The following is a 16,377-nucleotide window of genomic DNA, read 5'->3' on the forward strand; positions in this document are numbered from 1 at the left end:
TCAGACCCGCATGGCCTGCGGCGACTCGCGGCGCTCCGGGTCCGGGCCGTCGTACTCGCGGATGATCTCGTAGCGCGTGTTGCGCTCGACGGGGCGGAAGCCGGCGTCACGGATCAGGTCGAGGATGTCCTCGCGGGTCAGCTTGTTGGGCGTCCCGTAGTTGTCCGCGTCGTGCGTGATCTTGTACTCGACGACCGAGCCGTCCATGTCGTCGGCGCCGTGCTGGAGGGCGAGCTGCGCTGTCTGCACACCGTGCATGACCCAGAAGACCTTGACGTGCGGGACGTTGTCGAACAGCAGCCGGGAGACCGCGAAGGTCTTCAGGGCCTCGGCGCCGGTCGCCATCTGGGTGCGCGCCTGGAGCCGGTTGCGGACCTTGCCGTCCTTCATGTCCACGAAGTCGTGCTGGTAGCGCAGCGGGATGAAGACCTGGAAGCCGCCCGTCTCGTCCTGCAGCTCACGCAGCCGCAGCACGTGGTCCACGCGGTGCCGGGGCTCCTCGATGTGCCCGTACAGCATCGTGCACGGGGTCTTGAGACCCTTCTCGTGCGCGAGGCGGTGGATGCGCGACCAGTCCTCCCAGTGGGTGCGGTGGTCGACGATGTGCTGCCGGACCTCCCAGTCGAAGATCTCCGCGCCGCCGCCGGTCAGCGACTCCAGTCCGGCGTCGATCAGCTCGTCGAGGATCTCCGAGGCGGACAGCCCCGAGATCGTCTCGAAGTGGTGGATCTCCGTGGCCGTGAAGGCCTTCAGGGAGACCTCCGGGAGGGCCTTCTTCAGCTCGCTCAGGGAGCGCGGGTAGTACCGCCACGGGAGGTTCGGGTGCAGGCCGTTGACGATGTGCAGCTCGGTGAGGTTCTCGCCCCGCATCGCCGTGGCGAGCCGGACGGCCTCCTCGATGCGCATCGTGTACGCGTCCTTCTCACCCGGCTTGCGCTGGAACGAGCAGTACGCGCAGGACGCGGTGCACACGTTCGTCATGTTCAGGTGACGGTTGACGTTGAAGTGGACGACGTCGCCGTTCTTCCTGGTGCGCACCTCGTGCGCGAGGCCGCCGAGCCACGCCAGGTCGTCCGACTCGTAGAGCGCGATGCCGTCCTCGCGGGTCAGCCGCTCACCGGCCCGGACCTTGTCCTCCAGCTCGCGCTTGAGCCCGACATCCATGCGTTTACCTCTCCCTGTGACGAATCCTGCCAACCGTACTCCCCCGCCTCCGGGCGGGATCGGCCCCACCAGGGGCTTCGCGGACCCTCCCGCGTCACTCCTCCTCGGGAAGCTCCCCGACCCGGTTCTCCCACTTCGTCGACAGCACGATCGTCGTACGGGTCCGGGAGACGCCCTTGGTGCCCGACAGACGCCGGATGGTCTTCTCCAGGCCGTCGACGTCGCTGGAGCGCACCTTGAGCATGAACGAGTCGTCGCCCGCGATGAACCAGCAGTCCTCGATCTCGCCGAGGTCGCGCAGCCGGTGCGCCACGTCCTCGTGGTCGGCCGCGTCGGAGAGCGAGATGCCGATCAGGGCGGTGACGCCGAGACCGAGTGAGGCCGAGTCGACCGTCGCGCGGTACCCGATGATGACGCCGGCCGCCTCCAGCCGGTTGATGCGGTCGGTGACGCTGGGTCCCGACAGGCCGACGAGACGCCCCAGCTCCGCGTACGAGGCCCGGCCGTTCTCCCTCAGGGCCTGGATGAGCTGCCTGTCCACCGCGTCCATGCGATCGAAGCCTTCCACTGAAAAGGTCTGAAGAAATCCGAAGAGTTCCGAAGAGTCCGAAAAGCCTGAAGAGTTACTGAATGGTGCTGACGTTCTCGCGCTGCCCGACGGTCCGGCCGGTCGTCGAGGGTCCGCTGCCGGATCCTCAGGTGGTGTCGCCCCGGGAGCCGCTCCCGAGTTCGCCCTTCCACCGGCGGTACAGGTCGTGGTCGACACCCGCCGCGTCGAGGACCCGCCCGGCGACGAAGTCCACCAGATCCTGGATGTGCGTGGCGCCCGCGTAGAACGCCGGCGAGGCCGGCACCACCGTCGCGCCCGCGTCGTCGAGGGCCACCAGGTGCCGCAGGGTCTGTCCGTTCAGCGGGGTCTCCCGCACGGCGACGACCAGTCTGCGCCGCTCCTTGAGCGTGACGCTCGCGGCCCGCTGGAGCAGGTCCTTGGAGAGGCCGAGGGCGACCCCGGCCACACAGGCCGTGGACGCCGGCACGATGAGCATGCCCTTGACCGGGTACGAGCCCGACGAGGGCCCGGCCGCGAGGTCGCCCGCGCTCCAGTGCCGTACCGCGTCGAGGTGCTCCTCGAAGGCCGTGAAGGTGCCGGGCTTGCCGTCCGCGCCCCGCGCCAGCCACGCGCCCAGGTCCTCCCGCCAGTGGGCGTCCCGGAACGGGAGGCCGGTCTCGTCGAGCAGCGTGAGCCGCGAGGCCCTGCTGACGACCAGGTCGACGCTCTCCCCCGCTTCCAGCAGCGAACGCAGCACCGCCGCCGCGTACGGCGTACCGGACGCGCCGGACACCCCCACGATCCAAGGCCGGCGCTGCGTCTGTCCTGGCTTCATGATGTCGAGCCTATCCGGCCACTGCCCGGATTCAGACCGTGAGCCCGCGCACCAGCAGATCCAGCAGGGCGCACGCGAACAGGGCGATGCCGATGAATCCGTTGACCTGGAAGAAGGCGCGGTTCAGGCGGGACAGGTCGTGCGGCTTCACGATGGAGTGCTCGTAGAGGAAGGCGGCCGCCACGATCACGAGGCCCAGCCAGAAGAACGCGCCCGCTCCGGTGGCCAGCGCGTACCAGACGAACAGGCCGGTGGTCACCGCGTGGCAGACGCGTGCGCCCTGGATCGCGGCCGGGATGCCGAACCGGGCCGGCACCGACATCACGCCGATCTCCCGGTCGGTCTCGACGTCCTGGCACGCGTAGATCAGGTCGAAGCCGCCGATCCAGACGCCGACCGCGAGGCCGAGGATCACGGCGTCCCAGGACCAGGTGCCGGTGATCGCGATCCAGGCGCCGATCGGGCCCATGGCCTGGGCGAGACCGAGGATGGCCTGCGGGAAGTTCGTGAACCGCTTGCCGTACGGATAGACGACCATCGGGATGACCGCGATCGGCGCGAGCGCCAGGCAGAGCGGGTTGAGCAGCGCGGCGGCACCGAGGAAGAAGACGAGCGCGACGAAGGCGCCCGTCCAGGCGTGCTTGACGCTCATCGCGCCGGTGACCAGCTCGCGGTGGGCCGTGCGCGGATTGCGGGCGTCGATCTCGCGGTCGATGATCCGGTTCGCGGCCATCGCGAACGTGCGCAGCCCGACCATGGCCACGGTCACCAGGAACAGCCGCCCCCAGTGGATGTTCCCGTCCCACTCGTACATCGCGGTGAGCGCCGCGATGTACGCGAAGGGCAGCGCGAACACCGAGTGCTCGATCATGACGAGCCGCAGGAAGGCCTTGGTGCGGCCCGGCTGCGGAAGCGCCGCGGAAGCTGAACTCACAGCCCGTACTCCTTCCAGCGGCGGTCGACCTTCGCCGCCGTCTCCGGGTCGGACAGCACCATCTCGGGCCAGCCGCCGTCCCGGGTGTAGCCCTCCTCGGGCCATTTCTTCGTCGCGTCGATGCCCGCCTTGCCGCCCCAGAACTGCTGGTAGGAGGCGTGGTCGAGATGGTCGACCGGACCCTCCACGACGGTGAGGTCGCGGCCGTAGTCCGTGTTGCCGAGCGCCCGCCAGGCGACCTCGTGCAGGTCGTGGACGTCGCAGTCCGCGTCGACGACCACGATGAGCTTCGTCAGGGACATCATGTGGGCGCCCCAGACGGCGTGCATGACCTTCTGGGCGTGCTTCGGGTACTTCTTGTCGATCGAGACGATCGCGCAGTTGTGGAATCCGCCCGCCTCCGGCAGGTGGTAGTCCACGATGTCCGGCACGATGATCTTCAGCAGGGGCAGGAAGAACCGCTCCGTCGCCCGGCCCAGGGGCCCGTCCTCCGTCGGGGGCCGGCCCACCACGATCGACTGGAGCAGCGGCCGCTTGCGCATCGTCACGCAGTCGATGGTCAGCGCCGGGAACGGCTCCTGCGGGGTGTAGAACCCGGTGTGGTCGCCGAAGGGGCCCTCGGGCAGCATCTCGCCCGGCTCCAGCCAGCCCTCCAGGACGACCTCGGCGTTCGCCGGGACCTGGAGCGGCACGGTCTTGCAGTCGACCATCTCGATCCGCTTGCCCTGGACGAACCCGGCGAAGAGGTACTCGTCGATGTCCCCGGGGAGCGGCGCCGTGGAGGCGTACGTCACGGCGGGCGGGCAGCCGAAGGCGATGGCCACCGGCAGCCGCTCGCCCTTGCGGGCCGCCACCTGGTAGTGGTTCCGGCTGTCCTTGTGGATCTGCCAGTGCATGCCGATGGTGCGCTTGTCGTGGCGCTGGAGCCGGTACAGACCGAGGTTGCGGACACCGGACTCGGGGTCCTTGGTGTGGGTGAGCCCCAGGTTGAAGAAGGAGCCGCCGTCCTCGGGCCAGGTGAACAGGGCGGGCAGCATGTCGAGGTCGACGTCGTCGCCGCGCAGCACCACCTCCTGCACCGGCGCGTCCTTGACCTTCTTCGGCGGCACGTGCGCCATCGCGCCGAGCTTCCCGAAGGCCTCGCGCATCCCGACGAAGCCCTGCGGCAGCTCCGGCCGGAGCAGTCCGCCGATCTTGTCGGAGATGTCGCTGTACGACTTCAGGCCGAGGGCCTTCAGCAGACGGCGGTCGGTGCCGAAGACGTTCATCGCGAGCGGCATCGCCGCGCCGCGCACGTTCTCGAAGAGGAGCGCGGGACCGCCCGCTTTCTGCACCCGGTCGACGATCTCCCCGACCTCCAGGTACGGATCCACCTCGGCCTTGATGCGCTTGAGGTCTCCCTCGCGCTCCAGCGCCCTGAGCAGGGAGCGAAGATCGTCGTAAGCCATGTGTCCAAGTATCGGCCACCCGCTAACCTGTGCCCGTCACCGGGGCCCCGTGCCGCCCCGCCACCGCTCACTGGGGGACCGTTCGGCCATGCTCAGGTATCTGCCGTTTCTGCTGGTGCTGGCGTTGTGGATCTACGCCTTCATCGACTGCCTGAACACGCCGGAGGAGGAGGTCAGGGGCCTCCCCAAGGTGGTGTGGGTGATCATCATCCTGCTCTTCGGCGAGGTGCTGGTCGGTCCCGTCGCCTGGCTGGTCGCGGGCCGCGACCGGCGGGGTCCCGCGGGCGGCGTGGCCTCCTCCGAGGGGTCCCGCGGGCAGCGCGCGCGGTTCGTAGCCCCCGACGACAACCCCGAGTTCCTCGACTCCCTCAAGGCGGAGAACCGAAAGGACGAGGGCCGCAGGGACGAGACGCATCTGAAGGACTGGGAGGCCGACCTGCGGCGCCGCGAGGAGGAGCTGAAGCGGCGCGAGGACCAGAGCCGGTCCGACGAGGAGTCCTGAGAGCCACGCCATGGAACTGCGCCTGCTGGTGACCTTCGAGAAGGTCGCGACCGTGCTGAGCTTCACCCGGGCGGCGGCCGAGCTGGCGTACGCGCAGTCCAGCGTGACCAGTCAGATCCGCGCCCTGGAGACCTCGCTGGGCACGGAGCTGTTCGACCGGCTGGGCAGCAGGATCCGGCTCACCGAGGCGGGCGAGCGGCTGCTGCCGTACGCCCGGCAGATCATCGAGCTGACCGAGGAGGCGCGGGCCGCCGTGGTCGGCGCCGGGGAACCGTCCGGCGCCCTCACCGTCGGCACGATGGAGTCGCTCACCTCCTACCGGCTGCTGCCGCTCCTGGAGCTCTTCCACCACCGCCACCCCCGGGTCCGGCTCTCGCTGCGGACGACCATCGGCGACGAGACCCGCCAGGCGCTGCGCCAGGGCACGTACGACGTCGGCTTCCTCATGGAGGAGGAGACCGAGCACGCGGGTCTGGAGGTCGCGGTCCTCGCCGTGGAGCCGCTGGCGCTGGTCGCCGCGCCCGGCCATCCGCTCGCCGGTACGGCACCCGCCACGGCCGGCCTCGCGGACCAGTCGCTGCTCGCCACCGAACCGGGCTGTGCCTACCGGGACTTGTTCGAGCGTGAACTCAACAGGGCGGTCCCGAGCGGCGCTTCCGTCGCCTTCACGGAGTTCGGCACGATCGAGGCGACCAAGCAGGCCGCGGCGGCCGGCCTCGGGATCGCGTTGCTGCCCGAGGTGACGGTCGCCGCGGAACTGGAGCGGGGAACGCTCGTACGGCTCGGCTGGGAGCCGCCGTTCACGCTTCGCACGCAGCTGGCGTGGCGGGCCGGGAAGCGGCTTCCGGCGCACGCGCGGCTGTTCGTGGAGCGGGCGCGGCAGCTGGTGTCCGAGGAGTCCGGCCCGCCCGGGGAAGCGTGACCCTCAGGCTCGCCGTCACGATCAGCGGGACGCCGAGTGCCTGGACGAGCCCGATGTGGTGGCCGTAGACCGCCCAGTCCATGACCATCGCGACGGCCGGGTAGGTGAAGGCGAGGACGGCGATCTTCGCGGTCGGGAGCTTGGCGTACGCGGCGTACATCAGGACGTACATCAGCCCGGTGTGGACCACCCCGAGGCCGACCAGCCAGGCCCAGTCCGCGCCGGTCCCGCGCATCGCGCCGAAGTCGGCGAACGGCAGCAGCAGCGGGATGCCGACGAGTACCTGCACGAGGGCGATCAGGTGCGGCCGTACGCCGGTGATGCGCTTCGTGACCAGGGTGGACAGCCCGTACAGGAGCGCGGCGAGGAGCGCCTGGCCGATTCCGGTGAGGTAGGCACCGCCGTGGGTGAGGTCGGCCGGGGAGACGCCCGACACGAGGACCAGACCGGCGAAGGCGAGGACGATCCACCCGGCCTTCGAGGCGGTGACCCGCTCCCGGAAAAGCAGTGCGCCGAGCAGCACCACGTAGAACGGCTGCGTGTGGTAGACGACGGTGGCGACGGAGATCGAGGTGTTCTCGTACGACTGGAAGAGCAGGACCCAGTTGAGGACGATGAGCACCCCGCCGAGCGCGGCGAGTCCGAGGGTGCGCGGGGTGAAGCCGTGGCCGCGGAAGTAGCCGCGGGCCAGGGCGTAGCCGCCGAGGGCGAGGGCTCCGAACACGACGCGGAAGAAGACGACGTTCAGGGGCGAGGCACCGGACTCGACGACGAAGACGCCGAGGGTGCCGGAGAGCATCATGGCGGCGGTGAGCTGGGCGGCACCCTTGTTCTCGGTCGCGCCGGCGGAGGTGGCTGAGGTCATGTGCCGACGGTAGGAGCGGGGGCCCGGCGGAGGCCACGGGCTGGTGGGGCGTCCTGCCGATGGGCCCATCGGCGGCGCCGATCCGCTCCCGTCGGCCGTCCTCCGTCGGCCGGGCGGCTAGGAGCCGGCGTTCCGGACGGCGGCGGGCTCCTCGCGCAGGGCGAGGGCGAGGAGCCCGGGGAAGCGGGCCTCGAACTCCTCCCGGCGCAGCCGGTTGACCCGCCTGGGGCCCTCGTCGCGCTGTTCGACCAGGCCCGCGCCGCGCAGCACGGCGAAGTGGTGGCTGAGGGCCGCCTTGCCGACGGGCACGTCGAAGCTGCCGCAACTGCGGCTCCACTCCGCCGAGCCGGCCAGTTCACGGACCAGCCGGATCCGTACGGGGTCGGCGAGCGCGGCGAACGCGCTCTGCGCGGAGACCTCGTCGGGATGGGTGTGCTCGGGCGCCGCCCGGTGACTCGTCCGCTCCGCCACGCCGGTCTCCCCTGCTGTTTCCCTGATCCCCTTGCCGAGTGTTCGATGAAAACCATACACTCCGGAGTGTTCGCTTTTCATTGAACAGTCTGTGCGGCGATCCGGTCCGCGCGGGCCGTCGGCTGCCCAGCCGAGCATCAGCCAGGAGTGAGCCATGCGAGCGGTCGAGTTCCAGGAGTACGGCGGTCCCGAGGTACTGCGGGTCGTGGACGCGGAGGTCCCCGCGCCGGGCCCCGGGCAGGTGAGCATCGACGTGGCCTACACGGGCGTCAACTTCGCGGATCTGAAGGCCAGATCGGAGGGCTACCGGGTACCGCGGCTGCCCTTCGTGCCGGGGCTGGAGGTCTCGGGCCTGGTCAGGGCGGTCGGCCCGGGCGTCACGGGACTGCGGGCCGGGCAGGAGGTCGCGGCACTGACGGAGGGCGGGGCGTACGCGGAGGTCACCGTGGCCGACGCGGTGACCGTCTTCCCCCTGCCGTCCGGGATCGGCCTGCGCGCCGGTGCCACCCTCCCGACCGTGCTGCCCACGGCGTACGCCCTGCTGCACTCTGTGGGCCGCCTCCAGCCCGGCGAGACACTCCTCGTGCAGGGCGCGGCGGGCGGCGTGGGCACGGTGCTGGGCCAGCTCGCGCGGGCTGCGGGGGCGGGCGCGGTGTACGGCGTGGTGTCGGCGGCGCCGAAGGCCGAGTTCGCCCTCGGGTACGGCTACGACGAGGTGTTCGTCGGCTCCTTCGCCGACGAGGTCAGGGCGGCGACCGGGGGGCGGGGCGTGGACCTGGTCCTGGACCCGGTCGGCGGCGAGACCCTGCGCCACGGCCTCGCGTCCCTCGCCCCCTTCGGCCGGCTGCTCTCCTTCGGCAACGCGAGTTCGGCGGAGCCCTGGACGGTGGGCCAGCCGGAGCTGTACCCGACGGGCCTGTCGGTCGCCGGGTTCTCGATCCTCGGCCTGGCCCGGACGGCACCGGACGTGCTGCGCGCCCTCGCCGAGCGGGCGTTCGCGACGGTGGCCGACGGGACCGTCACCCTGCCGGTGACGGCGGAGTTCGCCCTGGAGAAGGCCGGGGACGCGCACGCGCTGATGGGGGCACGGACGAGCACGGGCAAGCTGCTGCTGAGGGTGGCGGACTGACGGCCGGGGGGCCACGCGCCGGGTGAACGCCCGAGCTGAGCACGAACCGCCCTCGCGCGGGCGGCCGTTGGGACGGCGTTGTCAGTGGGGCGGTCTACTCTTCCCCGCCATGACCACACGCCTGGACTCCACCCGCGCCTCGTACGACACCGTCGCCGCCGACTACGCCAAGCTGTTCAGCGGCGAGGTCGCCCAGCCCCTGGAGACCGCGCTGCTCGCCGAGTTCGCGAAGCGGGTGCGGGCCGGCGGGGGCGGCCCGGTCGGGGACCTCGGCTGCGGGCCGGGGCGGATGACCATCCACCTGGAGGGGCTGGGGCTCGACGCGTTCGGGATCGACCTGTCGCCCGGGATGATCGAGGTCGCCCGCGCCGCGTACCCGCACCTGCGCTTCTCGGTGGGCACGATGGCGGACCTCGACCTGGCCGACGGGTCGCTCGCCGGGGCACTCGTCTGGTCGTCCACCGTGCACGTCCCTGTCGAGGAACTGCCGCCGCTGTTCGCGGAGTTCCGCCGCGTGCTCGCCCCCGGCGGATACCTGCTCATCGGTTTCAAGGCGGGCGACGAACAGATCCTCCTGGAGCACGCGTACGGCCACGACGTGGACCTCGACGTGTACAGCTTCCGGCCCGACCGTGTCGCCGAACTCCTCGCGGACGCCGGCCTGCAGGAGGCGGTCCGGCTGGTCCGCGAGGCCGAGCTGACGGAGTACGGCCTGGAGAGGACCGCGCAGGGCTTCCTCCTGGCCCGGAGGCCCGAGAACTCCTGAGGCGTCCGGGCCCGGGGGCGGCGGCCCTCCCGCGAGTCGCCCTCGGACGTGGCCCGGTCCGTCCAAGTGCCCTCCCGTCCCCTCCGTTCTCATCCCTTCGGCGCGCCCCCGTAGACCATCGGCGGACGCGGGCCGTGCCGTGCGTTTTCCAGACTGGGACCTGGACGAAGCAGGTGGGCGCGGAGCCGGGAGGCGCGGGATGCAGGGGACGCCGGGGATCAGCCGGGCACGGTTTCTGGGAATGGCCGCGGCCGTCGGGGGCGCGGCCGCCGTACTGCCCGTGGCGGCGGCGGGGCAGGCAGGAGCGGCATCCGCCGCCGGGGCTCCGCCGACGGCACGCGAGCGGGCCGGCACGACGGCGCCGGTGGCGGGCGGCCGGCGCGGGCTCACCCACCGGGGAGTGGTGTACGAGGTCGGGGACGGGGAGACGCCCGCGACCGGCTGGAACCTGCGGGACATGCGCGCGGACCTGCGCGCCGTCGCCCACGACCTGCACGCCGACTCCGTCAAGGTGACCGGCGACGGCGTCGGACGGCTCACCGCGACGGCGGCCGAGGCGGCGGAGCGCGGGCTGCACGTCTGGCTCGAACCGACCCTCGGCGACGTGCCCGAGCGGGACATCCTCGACCATCTCGCGGAGACGGGCCGGTCCGCCGAGCGGCTGCGCCGGCAGGGCGCCGGGGTACACCTCAGCGTCGGCTGCGAGTTCGTGCTGTACGTCCCCGGCATCGTGCCCGGCGCGAACATCCAGGAGCGGGTGGAGAACCTGCTCAAGGGGAACTTCGACCCCGTCGTCATGGCGCGGCGGCTGCACCGGTTCACCGCGAAGGCGGCGAGGACGGCCCGGTCCGTGTTCCACGGACCGCTGACGTACGCCGCCGCACAGGACGAGGACGTCGACTGGGCACTCTTCGACCTCGTGGGCATCGACTACTACGGGTTCTTCCGGCGCCCGTCGGACTACCTCCGCGACCTCGCGCGGTACAAGCGCTTCGGGAAGCCCGTCGCCATCATGGAGTTCGGCTGCTGCACGTTCCGGGGCGCGCCGGAGCAGGGCGGCATGGGCTGGGACGTCGTCGACTACACGAAGGACCCGCCGGAGATCAGGGCCGGCCTGGTCCGCAGCGAGCGCGCGCAGGCGGCCTACCTGACGGACGTGCTGGCCGCGTTCGAGGCGGCGGGGCTGTACGCGGCGATGGCGTACACCTTCGTCACCCGCGACGCCCCGCACCGCCGCCACGACCCGCGTCACGACCTCGACATGGCGAGCTACAGCATCGTGAAGACGATCGAGAAGCGTCCCGGGGACCCGGCCGCCGGGGTCCACTGGGAGCCGAAGGAGGCCTTCCACGCGCTGTCCCGCCAGTACGGCCGCCACCGCCGGAGCTGACCGCGCCGACGGCCTGCGCACGTTGCCCCCGGGGAGCGCCCACCGCAGAGTGGGGGCATGGAGCGCATCGATCAGGCACAGGCGCGGGCATGGCTCGCGACCGCCGTGGCGGAGGCCCGCGCCGGGCTCGCCGAGGGCGGCATCCCCATCGGGGCCGCGCTGTACGGCGCGGACGGCACCCTGCTCGGCCGGGGCCACAACCGCCGGGTCCAGGACGGGGACCCCTCGGCGCACGGCGAGACGGCCGCGTTCCGCGACGCCGGACGGCAGCGGACCTACCGCGGCACGACGATGGTGACGACCCTCTCGCCGTGCTGGTACTGCAGCGGCCTGGTCCGGCAGTTCGGCATCTCCCGGGTCGTCGTCGGCGAGGCGGCCACCTTCCACGGCGGCCACGACTGGCTCGCCGAGCACGGGGTGGAGATCGTGCTGCTCGACGACCCGGAGTGCACGGGCCTGATGCGCGACTTCATCGAGGGCAACCCCGAGCTGTGGAACGAGGACATCGGTGAGTGACCCCACGGACCCCACGGACCCCGCGGCGCCGCGCGTCCCGACCGTCGACCTCCGCCCGTGGCTGTCGGGGGACGCGGAAGCCCGCGCCGCGATCGCCCGGACCATCGACGAGGCGCTCCGCACGGCCGGGTTCCTGCTCGTCACCGGGCACGGCGTGGACCCCGCCCTGCGCGTGCGGATCCGCGAGGCGGCCCGCGCCTTCTTCGCGCTGCCCGCCGGGGCGAAGGAGCCGTACGCCGCCCGGGTCGGCGGACGCGGGTGGCTCGGGCCGGGCGCCGAGGCCAACGGGTACGCGGAGGGCACCGAGACCCCGCCGGACCTCAAGGAGTCGCTGACGTTCGCGACGCACGAGCCGTTCGCGGACCCGCGGACGAACGCCGAGTGGTACGCGCCGAACGTCTGGCCCGCCGAGGCCCCCGGGCTGCGGGCCCTGTGCGAGGAGTACCTGGCGCGGATGGGCGAGCTGGAGAACCACCTGCTGGAGCTGCTCGGTGAGGCACTCGGCCTCGAACCGGACTTCTTCACCCGGCACATGGACCACCCGACCTACGGCTTCAACATCAACTGGTACCCGGGAACGGACGTCGTCGGCGCGCCGGAGCCGGGCCAGTTCCGGATCGGCCCGCACACCGACTTCGGCACGGTCACCATCCTCGACCGGCAGGCCGGCAAGGGCGGGCTCCAGGTGTTCACGGACGAGGGCGGCTGGGAGGACGCACCCTTCGACCCGGCCGCGTTCACCATCAACATCGGTGACCTGATGGCCCGTTGGACCGGCGACCGGTGGCGTTCGGGACGGCACCGGGTCCTGCCGCCGCCCGCCGACGCGCCCGCCGAGGAGCTGATCTCGCTCGTCTACTTCGGCGAATGCACGCCGGGGACGCTGGTCGAGTCGGTGCCCGCCCCGGTGGGCCGCGTCGCGTACGAACCCGTCGACTCGCACGCCTACCTGCGGGAGAAGCTCAATTCGATCACTGTCGGTTGACAGCTCGAACGTTTTCGTAACCGAACAGTCACCAAGTGACCTATCCCGAATCAACTCCCCCTTTTTACACTGTTGTTGATACACCTCACAGCAGCACATCGGGAACGGACCGCGGACCGGGGGGAGATGCGGTGCACGCAGGGCTGCACGGCAGAGGGGCGCTGTTCGACACCGATCCGCCCGGACTCGCGTCACGACTGGTTGGACTGCGTCCGTACCAGTTGCGCGCCACACCGTACGAACACGCGGGTGAGCCACCCTTCGTGGTGCTCACCGGCGGCCGGGGGCTCGGCAAGACCGCCGTGCTCCAGGAACTGCGCGAGGCCTACCGGTGGCACACACCGGTCGCCCTGGTCGACGGCGAGGACCGGCAGTTCGCCGCGCCGCCCGCCGAACGCCCCGCGGAGTCCTGGTCCCCGGTCGGCCAGGCGCTCACCACGGCCGCGGAGCAACTCGCCGAACCGGTGAAGGGCGCCGGGAGGATCGCGTTCCCACGCCTCTCCTCCGGGCTCCTCGCCGTGGCGGCGGGAGGCTGGAGCAACCGGGACGTGCCCCGCATCCGGCAGGAGGCGGAACGGATCCTGCTGCTGAACGAGACCGACTCGTGGCTGTCCGGGTTCGCCGGGCGCTGGGTGAGCAAGGTGGTCTCCAAGCTCGTCGCGTCGATGAGCGGGACGGGCCCCGTCGTGGAACCCATCATCGAGGCCACCCTGGAGGCCTTCGCGGAGGGCGTCGCGCCGGCCCACCGCCGCCTGCGCAAGGCCGCCACCTGGTACCGGGACTACCCGAACGCGGGCGGCAGCCCCAAGCTCGCGCTGATCCTGCTCTCCCGGCACTTCCGGGCGGGCGGCGACTCCCGCCGGCACGCGGAACGCCATCTGGTCCGGGCGCTGCTCGCCGACCTCGACGACGCGTACGCGGGCGTCGTGCAGCGTTCTCACCGGCGGGGCCGCCCGGTCCTGCTCATCGACAACGTCCAGGAGCCCGCGGGACTCGGCCTCCTCGAACCGGTGCTGCGCGACCGCGCCGACGGCATCGCGGACCGGGCCGTGTTCTTCGCCGCGCTCCGGGGCCACGCGCACCCGGCGCTGCGCAACGCGGGCCGGCTCGCCCTGCCCGACACCGCACGGGAGACCGGCTGGCGGCCCGGCACCTCGCCGTCCTCGCGGGCCCTGCTCGTCGCGCTGCCGCCGCTGACCCCCGACGACACGCTGCACATCATGGACACCGCGTCCGGCGGCACCGGCACCTCCGGCGGGCCGGACGGTCTGCCCGCCCAACTCCCACACGCCACCCACCGGCTGACCTGCGGCAGCCCGCTCGGCATCACCCTGCTGGCGGCCTCGGCCCGGCAGAACCTGTCCACCGGCGCGGACTCGCTCGGCGCACTGCTGACCGCCGACGTCGCCCTGCACGAGGACCACGCCGGCCGCCCCGCCTACCAGGAGCTCCTCGCGCGACTGGTGCCCGGCGGCCGCCTCGACGAACTGACCGTGCTCGCCGCGGCCCACGACCGCGAGTCGGCCTGCTCGCTCGCGGAGTCCCGGCTCCCCGAGGACTTCGGCGCCTCCGGCGTCCTCGACCTGGAGGAACGGCTCGCCTCCGAAGGCTGGGCGACGGCGGACGGCCAGTTCGTCGGCGACCCGTTCCTGCGCGCGCTGCTCCTGCTGCGACTGCACCACGCGGACCCCGACCACGAGCGGTGGCAGGCGGTGCACCGCACCCTCGTCGACCACTACTGCGACCACCCCGGCGAATCGGCACCCCCGGACAGCGCCCGCTACCGGCTGCACCACGAACTCGCCCTCGGCACGGCGGACTTCGCGGTGGCCCACCTGCGCGACACGTTTCCGCGCACCGACACCCGCGGCTGGCTGTCCGCCCTGGTCTTCATCGCCTCCGCGCCCTACTACCACGCATACGACCCGGACGGCCGGGACTTCGACGGCCACGACCACCGGGCCGCCGTGGCCCTCGGCCGCACGGACGCCGCGCACCGTCCGCCGGAGGGCGTCGACGCCGTACTGCACCTGCGGGTACGGCGGTTGCTGCACGCCGTGTGGCAGCTGACCGATCCGCTGGTGCTGCCCGACCCGCGAGTCACCGAACGGCTGCGGTTCGAGCTGGAACAGCTGTCGAACCTGCGGCCCGCGGGCAACGCCCTGCTGTGGCGTGCCTCGCGGGACTGGCCCGCCGACGCCCTCGCCGGCCGGGCCCTGCGCATCCCCGGCGACGAGGACGGAGGCCGCTGATGGCCCGCTTATGGGTGTGGCTGCGCGAGGACGTCTGGGAGATCCGGTTCCGCCGGTACGTGGCGCTCACCCTGGCCGCCGTCCTGGTGGGTCTCGGCGTCTGGGGCGGCCTGACCGCCACCCAGGAGAACCGGTCCTGCGCACCCGGGGTCGTCCAGCCCCCGGACCGCGACGAGTGCGTGGGCGTCTCCTCGACGACGTACGCCTTCGGGCGCGCCCGGTTCGCCGACACGGTGCGCGCGATCAACCGGGAGAACCACCGTCTGGCGCCCAGCGGTTACGTCACGGTCGCGCTGCTCGAACCCTTCACCGCCACCGACGCGGACAACCTGAACGACGTGCAGCACGAACTCCAGGGCGCCTATCTCGCGCAGTACCAGGCCAACCACGACACGACCGGGCTGAAGCCGAAGATACGGCTCGTCCTCGCCAACCCCGGTGCCACCGGCGCCTCCTGGCGGCACACGGTCGACCAGCTGGAGCGCATGACGAAGGGCTCCGACCGGCTGCGCGCGGTGACCGGCGTCGGGCTGAGCACCGAGAACAACAAGCGGGCGGTCGCCGAGCTGACCCGGCGGGGCATACCGGTGATAGGGAGTTCGATCACCGCCGACGACCTGGCCAACGGACAGCACGGCAAGGACCCCTTCCCGGGGCTCGCCCGCGTCTCCCCGACCAACACCGACGAGGCCCACGCCCTCGCCTCCTTCGCCAAGGTGTCCGCCGCCAACGCCTTCCTCGTCTACGACCGGACGGGCGACCCGTACACCCGCACCCTCCAGGGGTCCTTCGAGAAGATGCTCAAGGGCGCGCGCTACGAGGCCCAGCCGTTCACCCCGCCCGCCGACCGCAGCAAGGAGGGCAGCACCGCCAACGTCTTCGCGCAGATCGCCACCATCCTGTGCAACACCCCGAAGGCCACGGACACCGTCCTGTTCGCCGGCCGGCACACCCAGCTGCGCCAGTTCATCAACGCGCTGGGCGCCCGGGGGTGCTCCGACCGCCGCTTCACCGTCCTCACCGGCGACGAGGGCTCGTACCTCGCCGGCGACAAGGACCTCGACCCGGCCGCGCTCAAGGACCCGCTGATCTCCGTGCGCTACACGGCGCTCGCCCATCCGGACGCCTGGCTGAAGGACCGCGCCCGCACCGGCGGCGGCAAGGCGGACGCCATGGTCCTCCAGCGGCTGCTGGACAGCGCGCGGCGGGGACCGGTCGGCCCGCTCGGCGAGGTCGCCCTCGACGACGGCCAGCTGATCATCGCCTACGACGCCATGCGGCTCGCGGTGCGCGGCATCCGGGGTGCCTCGCCGACCGGACGGATCCCGGCGCTCGCCGACGTCGGCCTCCAGTGGCCGCAGGTCAAGGGCAGGCAGCTGCGGGTGAACGGGGCGAGCGGGTGGATCTGTCTGGACGCCCACGGGAACCCGTACGACAAGGCCGTCCCGATCGTGGAGCTGACACCCGACAGCCGCGCGCGTTTCGTCCGGCTCGCCTGGCCGGAGGGCAGGCCGCCCGCGGCCGAGTGCCTCCCCCCGTCGTAGCCGCCGTACCCCGGACGCGAAGAGGCCGGCCCCGGTGACACAGGTCACCGGGGCCGGCCATATGGTTGCACCACGCGATGTTAGAGGCGGGGCCGAGTCAGGTG

The 16,377-nt window shown here is 72.0% G+C and carries 15 protein-coding genes and 1 pseudogene; 9 read left to right on the plus strand and 7 right to left on the minus strand.

The features are described from left to right. The 5 genes from mqnE to ABZT74_RS27335 form a co-directional block, all read right to left on the minus strand. Complete coding sequence (gene mqnE, locus ABZT74_RS27315; protein WP_355878248.1) at nucleotides 1–1,164, minus strand: aminofutalosine synthase MqnE; 1,164 nt, start codon at nucleotides 1,162–1,164, stop codon at nucleotides 1–3. Between the two features lie 94 nt (nucleotides 1,165–1,258). Then, entirely contained in the window at nucleotides 1,259–1,714 is a 456-nt protein-coding gene (locus tag ABZT74_RS27320; protein ID WP_355878251.1) for an Lrp/AsnC family transcriptional regulator, read from the minus strand. A 145-nt stretch (nucleotides 1,715–1,859) separates the two neighbouring features. Then, nucleotides 1,860–2,549, minus strand: coding sequence for a UbiX family flavin prenyltransferase (locus ABZT74_RS27325; protein WP_355878254.1), 690 nt, complete (start codon nucleotides 2,547–2,549; stop codon nucleotides 1,860–1,862). A 31-nt stretch (nucleotides 2,550–2,580) separates the two neighbouring features. Further along, nucleotides 2,581–3,483: a menaquinone biosynthesis prenyltransferase MqnP gene (gene mqnP, locus ABZT74_RS27330; protein ID WP_355878257.1), complete on the minus strand. Its 903-nt coding sequence runs from the start codon at nucleotides 3,481–3,483 to the stop codon at nucleotides 2,581–2,583. After that, entirely contained in the window at nucleotides 3,480–4,931 is a 1,452-nt protein-coding gene (locus tag ABZT74_RS27335; RefSeq protein WP_356176575.1) for a menaquinone biosynthesis decarboxylase, read from the minus strand. The genes mqnP and ABZT74_RS27335 overlap by 4 nt, the downstream gene beginning before the upstream one ends. A gap of 88 nt (nucleotides 4,932–5,019) precedes the next feature. Between ABZT74_RS27335 and ABZT74_RS27340 the strand changes: the two genes are divergently transcribed. Both ABZT74_RS27340 and ABZT74_RS27345 read left to right on the plus strand, forming a co-directional pair. Next, the gene (locus tag ABZT74_RS27340) at nucleotides 5,020–5,433 is read left to right on the plus strand and encodes a PLD nuclease N-terminal domain-containing protein (RefSeq protein WP_356438855.1); all 414 of its coding nucleotides are present in this window, start codon (nucleotides 5,020–5,022) and stop codon (nucleotides 5,431–5,433) included. Nucleotides 5,434–5,443: 10 nt separating this feature from the next. Next, nucleotides 5,444–6,337: pseudogene (locus tag ABZT74_RS27345) on the plus strand (LysR family transcriptional regulator); the annotation flags it as partial. Here the strand turns inward: ABZT74_RS27345 and ABZT74_RS27350 are convergent. Beyond that, nucleotides 6,234–7,220 (minus strand): DMT family transporter, encoded by a 987-nt coding sequence (locus ABZT74_RS27350; protein WP_356176571.1) that lies wholly within the window; start codon nucleotides 7,218–7,220, stop codon nucleotides 6,234–6,236. The pseudogene ABZT74_RS27345 and the gene ABZT74_RS27350 sit on opposite strands and share 104 nt — an antisense overlap. Nucleotides 7,221–7,337: 117 nt before the next feature. Then, nucleotides 7,338–7,691, minus strand: coding sequence for an ArsR family transcriptional regulator (locus tag ABZT74_RS27355; RefSeq protein WP_355878268.1), 354 nt, complete (start codon nucleotides 7,689–7,691; stop codon nucleotides 7,338–7,340). A 154-nt stretch (nucleotides 7,692–7,845) separates the two neighbouring features. Between ABZT74_RS27355 and ABZT74_RS27360 the strand changes: the two genes are divergently transcribed. The 7 genes from ABZT74_RS27360 to ABZT74_RS27390 all read left to right on the plus strand — a co-directional run bounded on the left by ABZT74_RS27360 (nucleotide 7,846) and on the right by ABZT74_RS27390 (nucleotide 16,273). Beyond that, nucleotides 7,846–8,820, plus strand: coding sequence for a zinc-binding dehydrogenase (locus ABZT74_RS27360; RefSeq protein WP_356438858.1), 975 nt, complete (start codon nucleotides 7,846–7,848; stop codon nucleotides 8,818–8,820). A 109-nt stretch (nucleotides 8,821–8,929) separates the two neighbouring features. After that, nucleotides 8,930–9,586 (plus strand): class I SAM-dependent methyltransferase, encoded by a 657-nt coding sequence (locus ABZT74_RS27365; RefSeq protein WP_356438861.1) that lies wholly within the window; start codon nucleotides 8,930–8,932, stop codon nucleotides 9,584–9,586. A 199-nt stretch (nucleotides 9,587–9,785) separates the two neighbouring features. Next, on the plus strand, nucleotides 9,786–10,976 hold the full coding sequence (locus tag ABZT74_RS27370; RefSeq protein ID WP_356438864.1) for an abortive phage infection protein: 1,191 nt from the start codon (nucleotides 9,786–9,788) through the stop codon (nucleotides 10,974–10,976). A 57-nt stretch (nucleotides 10,977–11,033) separates the two neighbouring features. Then, on the plus strand, nucleotides 11,034–11,492 hold the full coding sequence (locus tag ABZT74_RS27375) for a nucleoside deaminase (protein ID WP_356438867.1): 459 nt from the start codon (nucleotides 11,034–11,036) through the stop codon (nucleotides 11,490–11,492). Continuing rightward, on the plus strand, nucleotides 11,485–12,477 hold the full coding sequence (locus ABZT74_RS27380) for a 2-oxoglutarate and iron-dependent oxygenase domain-containing protein (RefSeq protein ID WP_356438870.1): 993 nt from the start codon (nucleotides 11,485–11,487) through the stop codon (nucleotides 12,475–12,477). Before ABZT74_RS27375 ends, ABZT74_RS27380 begins: the two co-directional genes overlap by 8 nt. 131 nt (nucleotides 12,478–12,608) lie before the next feature. After that, on the plus strand, nucleotides 12,609–14,729 hold the full coding sequence (locus ABZT74_RS27385; RefSeq protein WP_356438873.1) for a hypothetical protein: 2,121 nt from the start codon (nucleotides 12,609–12,611) through the stop codon (nucleotides 14,727–14,729). Next, on the plus strand, nucleotides 14,729–16,273 hold the full coding sequence (locus ABZT74_RS27390; protein ID WP_356438876.1) for a hypothetical protein: 1,545 nt from the start codon (nucleotides 14,729–14,731) through the stop codon (nucleotides 16,271–16,273). The genes ABZT74_RS27385 and ABZT74_RS27390 overlap by 1 nt, the downstream gene beginning before the upstream one ends. The last annotated feature ends 104 nt before the right edge of the window (nucleotides 16,274–16,377 follow it).

The sequence above is a fragment of the Streptomyces sp. NPDC005302 genome, from assembly GCF_040607345.1.
GTDB lineage: Bacteria > Actinomycetota > Actinomycetes > Streptomycetales > Streptomycetaceae > Streptomyces.

Excerpts from the sequence above, each read along its gene's own strand:
- mqnE (WP_355878248.1), bottom strand. The coding sequence starts at position 1,164 with ATGGATGTCGGGCTCAAGCGCGAGCTGGAGGACAAGGTCCGGGCCGGT.
- ABZT74_RS27320 (WP_355878251.1), bottom strand. The coding sequence starts at position 1,714 with ATGGACGCGGTGGACAGGCAGCTCATCCAGGCCCTGAGGGAGAACGGC.
- ABZT74_RS27325 (WP_355878254.1), bottom strand. The coding sequence starts at position 2,549 with ATGAAGCCAGGACAGACGCAGCGCCGGCCTTGGATCGTGGGGGTGTCC.
- ABZT74_RS27335 (WP_356176575.1), bottom strand. The coding sequence starts at position 4,931 with ATGGCTTACGACGATCTTCGCTCCCTGCTCAGGGCGCTGGAGCGCGAG.
- ABZT74_RS27340 (WP_356438855.1), top strand. The coding sequence starts at position 5,020 with ATGCTCAGGTATCTGCCGTTTCTGCTGGTGCTGGCGTTGTGGATCTAC.
- ABZT74_RS27350 (WP_356176571.1), bottom strand. The coding sequence starts at position 7,220 with ATGACCTCAGCCACCTCCGCCGGCGCGACCGAGAACAAGGGTGCCGCC.
- ABZT74_RS27360 (WP_356438858.1), top strand. The coding sequence starts at position 7,846 with ATGCGAGCGGTCGAGTTCCAGGAGTACGGCGGTCCCGAGGTACTGCGG.
- ABZT74_RS27365 (WP_356438861.1), top strand. The coding sequence starts at position 8,930 with ATGACCACACGCCTGGACTCCACCCGCGCCTCGTACGACACCGTCGCC.
- ABZT74_RS27370 (WP_356438864.1), top strand. The coding sequence starts at position 9,786 with ATGCAGGGGACGCCGGGGATCAGCCGGGCACGGTTTCTGGGAATGGCC.
- ABZT74_RS27375 (WP_356438867.1), top strand. The coding sequence starts at position 11,034 with ATGGAGCGCATCGATCAGGCACAGGCGCGGGCATGGCTCGCGACCGCC.
- ABZT74_RS27390 (WP_356438876.1), top strand. The coding sequence starts at position 14,729 with ATGGCCCGCTTATGGGTGTGGCTGCGCGAGGACGTCTGGGAGATCCGG.